Origin of the sequence: Phyllobacterium sp., from assembly GCF_037994405.1 — a bacterium.
Lineage (GTDB): Bacteria > Pseudomonadota > Alphaproteobacteria > Rhizobiales > Rhizobiaceae > Phyllobacterium.
Genome location: NZ_JBBNAN010000247.1, coordinates 1 through 8,246, shown reverse-complemented (window position 1 = coordinate 8,246; position 8,246 = coordinate 1). Strand labels below are relative to the sequence as shown.

Sequence of the window (8,246 nt, the reverse complement as noted above, 5' to 3'; positions counted from 1 at the left end):
ATGCATAGGAGACGGGCCATGGAAGATACTATCACATATGTCGGATTGGATGTTCACAAGGAAACGATTTCGGTCGCGCTTGCTGATGGTGAAGGACGTGGTGACGCACGCGTATTTGGCCAGATCGTAAACACACCAGCAGCATTGGCCCGTATGCTGGCCAAGCTTTCGCAACCGGGCCGGACGCTGAAGTTTTGCTACGAAGCAGGGCCTTGCGGCTACAGCATTCAGCGGCAGCTGTCTGCCGCAGGTCATGACTGCGTGGTCGTCGCTCCCTCTTTGATCCCTCGAAAGCCTGGCGATCGTATCAAGACAGACCGCCGGGATGCCAACAATCTGGCAAGGCTTCATCGTGCTGGCGAGCTGAGCGCTGTTTGGATACCAGATCCCGCCCATGAGGCGATGCGTGATCTGGTGCGGGCGCGCCTGGCTGCCGTACGCAGTCTGCGACACGCGCGCCAACAACTCAGCGGATTTCTGTTGCGCCACGGCTGTCATTATGGCCGTCCGGCCTGGACGCAGATGCACCGCCGTTGGCTGGCAGGCCTTCGCTTCGAGCAACCAGCCCACCTTATTGTGCTCGAGGATCATATCGCCACGATCGAGGCTGCAACAGACCGACGAGACCGGCTGACAAAGCAAATCGAGATGATGTTGAGCGATTGGTCGCTGGCCCCGGTCGTGCACGCTCTGCAGTCGCTGCGCGGCATGGCTTTGGTCACCGCAGCAACGATAATTGCCGAATTGGGTGATATCAGTCGCTTTACCAATCCGCGTCAACTCATGGCCTATCTGGGGCTTGTACCATCGGAGCATTCGAGCGGCGGCACTCGACGCCAAGGCGGAATTACAAAAGCGGGGAACGGAACTGCACGTCGCATGCTGATTGAAGCGGCATGGAGTTACCGGTTTCCTGCGAGAATTAGCCGCGAACAATTGCTGCGCCAGGAGCAGCTTCCAAAAACGATCCGTGACACAGCATGGAAAGCGCAGGTGCTGCTGTGCAGTCGCTATCGAAAGCTCACCAAGGCCGGAAAGCCGGCAACGACAGTAACGACGGCGATTGCTCGGGAACTGTCTGGCTTCGTCTGGGCGATTGCATGTCAGGTCTCACCGCATTGAACACTCTCAAAGTCCAGCTCATCGAGGAGGAGAAGAGCCGATCAGAAAGCCATGTGCACCTGGGCAAGGCTGGGGGCACGGTCACGGCAGGAGAACCCTCGTTTCCACTATCAGCCGGATTCGTTCCGACGCTGCATTCTAGACAGAGGAAGCTCCGCGACGCATCAGGTCCGGCGGTAACCAACCCGCGTATCAGAGCATGATCCACCGTCGTTCATAGACCGTGCCTCCTGCTTTCCCCAGGACGCAATCACACGAAACACGACGTCCGAGAAAATCGGGCGAAAGAATTTCTATTCCTGCGACTTGAAAAGGCGAACATGAGAGTGGTGTGTCCCGTTTTCCGTGGTTGGGCATTGTGGATCAAATGAAAACAGCGGCCCTGGGGCCGCTGTACAAAGATCATTTCGCGCGGACTGGCGCTAAAAGTCTACTGCCTTGCATCGAGCAGTGCGTTGACTTGATCAACTTGATCGTCGGTCAGGGTACGGCCGAAATCCGATTCCAGCTGCGCTACCGCGTCATCCAGCGCCTGCTCGCGCAGTACGGGATCCGTCAGTGCCAACGCCGCTTCGCGGCTACGCTCATAGGTGGCAATCTTGCCGACCGACGAGTTGGACGCTGCGCGCTCCCTAGCTCGCGCCGAAGCATGCGCCGCGTTCAATGGGCCAAGCGTGTTGTCATCAATCTCGTCAACGACGACATCGTCTTCAACATCAACTGAAGCCTTTTGCGCCTTTTGCGCTTTTGACTTATCGTGTTGGACTTTCGTTTTGTCGTTTGTGCTGGCCGACTTGCTGTGACCGGACGATTTGCCGTGATTACCGCTGTTGCCCTTGCCGCTGCCGCCGCCATTTCCATGACCGCCGCCATTTCCATGACCGCCGCCATTGCCATTGCCGCCCTTGTCGGCAAGGGCCGGTCCAACCAGACTGAATCGGCTTGTGGCTGTCCCTGCAACCACCAAACCAAGACACGCGGCCACAACGAGACCAAACTTGAGCTGTTTCATACTCCACCTCCTGATATACGCTCTGCAAACTGAGCTGGTACTGGCGTCAATATACGGCCCGAGTGTGCTAGAACTACCGGTTGATCACATGTGAGACAAGACCTTATTCGCTCGGGAAAAGCTTCCCCGAGCCATGGAAACCTATTCACCATATTCTAGATGTTAACGGCATCCAATTCATTCTCAATTTTCTTCCGACTTACTCCGTGTTTGGCGATCAGCTCAAGCGCACGGTTTCTGATCGTATTTTGTCATGAGGTATTGGACTTCGTAATCTTCGCTCGCCGAAACTTTCGAGCCATTGCGATTGTCTCGTTTTCAATTATCGTCCGACATTTGAGCAAGCCTCCATTTGTTGGCTAACCTACAACTAACTATGTTCCGTCATTTTCGTTCCACGCGGAGTCGAGAAGTGGTCATCTCGGCTGGATCATAACCAGCAGATCGTCGGTTCGAATCCTTGAAGCGCCTCGCCGGACTTCGCGGCGATGCGCAGGCTTGCCGTGCGATTTCGGGGCATCTTACAAAGCAAGGATACTCAACGTCTTGAGATCTGGCTTGTTGATGCCCAGCAATCCGGCATTTACGCCGTCCAGCGCTTTGCTCGCACGTTGCGGCGAGATCTCACCGTCGTCAGTTACGCGCTAACCGAAACGCTGGAGCAATGGCCACACCAACGGACAAATGAACCGGTTGAAAACCGCTCACGCGGAATGTTGGCCGTGCAAGCATTGAACTATTGCGGGCCCGGATATTGCCGCTCTCCCTACCCATCGGTCACACAGTCTGAGGACGACCCTTATTAAATGCCAAAGTTGGCACGAACGGATCTGGTGCATTCTTGCGTTAAGTGCCAACCGACACACGTTATTTGAAATTTGAGAACCTGACGCTCCGGCAAGGTTTGGCCTCGCCGATCCGGCCGGGGATTTCAAATGGCGATTGTCGTGCTGGTCCCGCCGTTTAGCAGGCGCTTCAGATGAAAGCTGGCAAGCCGGTCCTCCGCGTTGCGACCGACCAGCGCGGCGAACGACGCAATTGCACCCGGATCGCACGCTTCCAGTTTTTTGAAGGCGTCTATGTAGGCCTGTGTCTCTGGACTGACACATCTGTTGGCGTCAAGAGGCTCGAATGCGCGGATCGGCTCGGACCGGCCTCGGAGGAGCAGGTCGCCCACGGGTCGGCCGCAGAAACCCTGCACTTTCGCGGCCAAGCTGCCACTCACACAAATCCGAGTGCCCAGCGTTTTGTTGGCTGCTTCCAGACGCGCGGCAACATTGATAGTGTCGCCATAGGCGCTGTAGTCGAAAAATCTTCCTCCCCCGAAATTACCGACCACGGCCGTGCCGGCATGCGCGCCGATCCTGGTGTGGCCGAGAGGTATTCCCTTTTTGCTCCAGTGTTCACGGAAAGACCACGCGAACGCGTCAAGCGCAAGCGAACAGGCCACCGCACGACTGGCATGGTCCGGCTGATCGGAAGGTGCCCCGAAAAGCACGTGGAGCGCGTCACCGATGATCTTGGCGACTGTACCGTCATGGGCGAACACGATGTCGGTCATGCCAACGATGTAATCATTGAGGAGCGGCCCGAGCACCTTCGGCTCGATCGTCTCTACTAGTGTAGTGAAACCCGCCAGATCGGTAAAGAGCGAGGCAACCTCCCGGCGCGTGCCGCCAAGGTCGAGGACATTGGCGCTGCTGGCCAAGCGTTCTGCGAGATTGGGCGAAAAGTAACGGGAAAGCGACGCGCGCGCCTGCTCGGCCGCCGTCTGCCGCCGCTGCGCTTCGCGTAGTGCCTCTACGTGGTGGATCGTCTTGGCGATCGTCGCCTCCAGATCGGGAAAATCGATCGGCTTCGTCACGAAATCATAGGCGCCGCGATTCATCGCCGTGCGGATGTTGGCCATATCGCTGTAGGCGGAGACGATGATCGTGGACAGGTCCTGGTCCCTCTCCTGAAGCTTCGCCAGCAGCGACAAACCGTCCATGCGCGGCATGTTGATATCGCTTAGCACCATGTCCACGTCTTGGTTGGCCGCAAGTACGGCCAAAGCCTCGACCCCGTCGTGGGCAAATAGAAAGCGCAGCATGCCCTCGCGGATCTGCTTGCGGAATTTCTGGATGAGAAGGATTTCCAGATCCGTTTCGTCGTCGACAACGAGTATCCTGGTGCTCATGCGGTCGGCCCAACTCGCATGTCGATTTCTTCTCGCAGTGCGACGAAGTCGATCGGCTTGGTGAGCAGCGCTTCCGCGCCGCATTCCTGCGCTCTCCGTTTCGTTTCCGCATCGCCATAAGCGGTGATCATGATTACCGGCACGTCAGGCCGTATGTTCTTCGCCTTTGGGAGGAGTTCGAGTCCGCTCATCCCTGGCATGTTGACATCCGACAGTATGAGAATGAGCGTGACATCGGCTGCATCGGCTATACGTTCGAGTGCAGACGGCGCCGATTGTGCGAACTCCATCATGAAGCGGCCAGCGCGCAGGTCACGGCGGAATTGCTGTCGAAAAAGTAGCTCGATATCCGGCTCGTCATCGACCACCAAGATAAGGAGGTTCATGATTTGCCCTCCGGCTTTGCGACTACGGCGGCTATCCGCGGCAATTGGATGCGAAACTCAGTATAGTGACCAAGCTCTGTGTCCAACTCAATCGAACCGGCATGCTGCTTCACAATGATATCGTGGCTGAGGGAAAGGCCGAGACCCGTCCCCTCGCCAGCAGGCTTGGTGGTGAAGAATGGGTTGAACATCTTCTCCCGCACCTCCGGCGGGATGCCGGGGCCGTTGTCACGGATAATGATCTCAACGCTGTCGCCGAGGTTCCTAGTTGCTGCGGCCAACGTCGGCTCATAACCGTCGCCGGGCTCTGAGGCCGCGCGCTTGCTCGTCGCATAGAAGCCGTTCGAGATGAGGTTGAGAAGCACGCGCGTGATCTCCTGCGGATACAGGTCAACCTCTCCGGCCGCAGGATCGAGCGACTTTTCGAGCGTGACATTGAATCCTGGCTTCTCGGCGCGGGCGCCATGATACGCGAGATTGAGGCTTTCCTCGAGGATGGCGTTGATATCGGCCGGCCGATGCTCGCCAGCCCCCTGGCGCGAGTGCAGGAGCATGTTCTTGACGATCGAGTCGGCGCGCTTGCCGTGCTGAACGATCTTTTCGAGATTGCCCTTGAGCATCGCAGCCAGCTCGTCGATCTGGGCGCGCATCACGCCATCGGTGAGGGCGCCGTCAAGTGTCTGATGCAACTCATCAATTAACTCGATGGATAGCGCCGAGAAATTGTTGACGAAGTTCAAGGGGTTCTTGATCTCGTGAGCGATCCCGGCTGTCAGCTGCCCGAGCGAGGCGAGCTTCTCCGTCTGGATCAACCTGTCCTGTGCAGTCCTCAGATCATCGAGCGAGCGCGACAGCTCCTCGGTTCTCGCCTGCACCTCCTCAAAGAGACGCACATTTTCGATGGCGATCACTGCCTGGTCGGCGAACGTAGACGCCAACTCGATCTGTTTTTCCGAGAAAGGGCGCACGGTCGAGCGGGTTAATGCGAGCACGCCGATCGGGCTACCTTCGCGCAAGAGCGGCACCCCGAGTACAGTCCGAAACCCGCCAAGTCTTTGCCCCTCGCGCATCTCGTACTCCGGATCATCGAGAACGTCGGCGACCTGAACCGGCCGAATTTCGAGCAGGGTTCGGCCAACTATAGTGCCGCGCCCCGGCTCCAGCGGGAGAGCCCGAAGATATTGGCCGAATTCTTGCGAGAAGCCGTAGCTGGCGACAGGATAGTGCGCGTCTCCCATGGGACGGGTCATTGTTGCCATATCCGCATCGCAAAGGCGGGCAGCGGAAGTTACGAGGGTGTCAAGGACCCCTTGCAGGTCGAATGCGGACCGGCTGATGACCTTCAGCACCTCAGCCGTCGCAGTCTGCTGCTCAAGTGCTTCCGTCAGCTCGCTAGTCCGCGCTTTGACTTCGTCGAACAGCCGCACATTCTCGATCGCTATGACCGCCTGGTCGGCAAAGGTCTGGACGAGCTCGATTTGCTTTTCGGTGAACGGCCTACATTCAGTCCGGCGAATGACAATACCTCCAATTGCTTCCCACTGCCGAAGGAGAGGTGCTGCCAGAATGGTGCGGTGCCCCATCCGCACGGCCATCGCCTGGCCGTCCGGAAACTCGTTGGGCGCGGCGGTCAGATCAGGTACATGGATCGGCCTTCGGTCAACAACGGCGCGCCCTGTAACCCAATCGCGTGACACCGGCCAGCCCGAAAAATCGATGGGAATAGGCCCGTGATGCGCTCTTAGATTGAGCATATCTCCGTCCTTCAGGAATATTGCCGCATCGTGAGCCTCGCACAATCGCCCGGCGGACTCGACAAGGGTGTCGAGTACTGCCTGGAGGTTGAACGCCGACCGGCTAATGACCTTAAGAACATCCGCTGTGGCAGTCTGCTGCTGTAGAGATTCTTTCAGCTCGAGGTTGCGTGTCTCCAGATCGGTGAACAGCCTGACATTTTCGATCGCTATCCCCGCTTGGTCGGCGAAGGTCTTGAGGAGTTCGACTTGGCGATCGGGGAAAATTCCTGGCTCGGTCCGTGCGACAACAATGGTTCCGATTGGATTGCCGTTGCGCATCATCGGCACGGCTACCAGGCTTCGGTAGTTCGCGGATTGCGCGCCAAGGGTGGTGTGGGCCGTATACTCAGGATCGACAAGCCGGTCCGGTATCTGTTCCACCGATCGGCTAAGGATGGATCGCCCGGCGGCACTGCCTCGATTGGGTGGGGACGGAAACAGTGCGCGCACGGCTTCGACGCCTTCCGGCTCCAGCCGGTGCCACGCCACGAAGTGGAGCAGTTCGCCGTCATGGCGAAACACGTGGCAAAACTGGGCGCCACATAGTCGGGCGGCGCGCAGCGCGATCGTGTCAAACACCGGCTGCACGTCGGTAGGTGAGGTCGAGATGACGCGCAGAATTTCGCTTGTTGCCGTCTGCTGTTCGAGTGCCTCTGTGACCTCTCGGTTGCGCGCCTGCGCCTCCTCGAAAAGGCGGACGTTCTCGATGGCAATCACTGCCTGGTCGGCGAATGTTTGGAGGAGTTCGACCTGCCGCTCCGGAAAAGGTCCAACCCGGCGCCGAGTTACGGCGATTGATCCGATCGGACGTCCTTTCCGGATCAGCGGCACGCCGATGGCACTGCGGAAGGAGACGACTTTTGCAACGGAGAGCACCCGGTATTCAGGGTCGGCAAAGACGTCCGGAATCTGCTCTGTGGCGCCACTGACGAGGGCTCGTCCCGTTACATTGCCCCGATTTGGTTTCTGGGGGAAAAAGGCACGCACCGCGTCGATGCCTTCGCGTGAGATGCCATGGTAGGCGACCGGATGGAGAAGCTCTCCGTCGAACCGACAGACAAAGCAGAATTCGGCCCCACACAGGGTCGCAGCGTTTTCCGCTATCGCATCGAACACGGGCTGCACGTCAGTGGGTGAGATCGAAATGACGCGAAGGATTTCGCTCGTCGCAGTCTGCTGTTCGATCGCCCCCCCGAGCTCCCTCTTCAGCAACTCGACCTGGCGACTGAGACTGACGCTCGATTCTTCCACCACGCGCCCCTCCACCGAAGAACCCTAGCGACCAACTCGCCGTGGCCCCGCCTCCCGGGCGACGAAGGCCGGTGACCGGCAGATCGAAGAGAATACAATATCTGAGGTTCCGTCGCAAATTTTGAAGGGGCCCAGGAAAATGGCCGGAGCCTTCCATTGAGCCTTATCCAGCCAGGCGCGAGGCATTTATTAGGGTCTAACCATAAGTTCGAAGTTCTAGTACGGCGCCAAACGGTGCAAACTAACCCAACCAGCGCGAATGTCCCGTTGCTGACCACAGCGCCTTGTCATGCTAAATGGTACTCAACCTGTGAACGTCACGACATAGGCTTTCAATGTCAGAGCAGGAACATTGGCAACTTGATGGCGGTGCGCCGGAACTATACGAGCGCTATCTCGTACCCGCGATCACGTCAGTTTGGGCGGCCGATCTCATTGATCGACGGCGTTTGTCAAAAAGACGGTATCGGGTTCGAAATAGGAACTGTTGCAAGCCTGGG

Annotated in this window: 5 protein-coding genes; 1 reads left to right on the top strand and 4 read right to left on the bottom strand. The window is 58.1% G+C overall.

What is annotated here, in order from left to right; all coding sequences use genetic code 11:
* Window positions 1-18 precede the first annotated feature (18 nt).
* Window positions 19-1,122: an IS110 family transposase gene (locus AAAC48_RS13890; protein ID WP_340654741.1), complete on the top strand. Its 1,104-nt coding sequence runs from the start codon at window positions 19-21 to the stop codon at window positions 1,120-1,122.
* Window positions 1,123-1,552: 430 nt separating this feature from the next.
* On the opposite strand, the gene AAAC48_RS13885 is transcribed toward AAAC48_RS13890, so the two are convergent.
* The 4 genes from AAAC48_RS13885 to AAAC48_RS13870 all read right to left on the bottom strand — a co-directional run bounded on the left by AAAC48_RS13885 (window position 1,553) and on the right by AAAC48_RS13870 (window position 7,749).
* Complete coding sequence (locus tag AAAC48_RS13885) at window positions 1,553-2,134, bottom strand: Holotricin-3 precursor (protein WP_340654740.1); 582 nt, start codon at window positions 2,132-2,134, stop codon at window positions 1,553-1,555.
* 931 nt (window positions 2,135-3,065) lie between these two features.
* A complete protein-coding gene (locus tag AAAC48_RS13880; RefSeq protein WP_340654739.1) occupies window positions 3,066-4,313 on the bottom strand; it encodes an adenylate/guanylate cyclase domain-containing protein in 1,248 nt (415 codons plus the stop codon).
* Window positions 4,310-4,699 (bottom strand): response regulator, encoded by a 390-nt coding sequence (locus AAAC48_RS13875; protein ID WP_340654738.1) that lies wholly within the window; start codon window positions 4,697-4,699, stop codon window positions 4,310-4,312. Before AAAC48_RS13875 ends, AAAC48_RS13880 begins: the two co-directional genes overlap by 4 nt.
* Complete coding sequence (locus AAAC48_RS13870; RefSeq protein WP_340654737.1) at window positions 4,696-7,749, bottom strand: GAF domain-containing protein; 3,054 nt, start codon at window positions 7,747-7,749, stop codon at window positions 4,696-4,698. Before AAAC48_RS13870 ends, AAAC48_RS13875 begins: the two co-directional genes overlap by 4 nt.
* Window positions 7,750-8,246 lie beyond the last annotated feature (497 nt).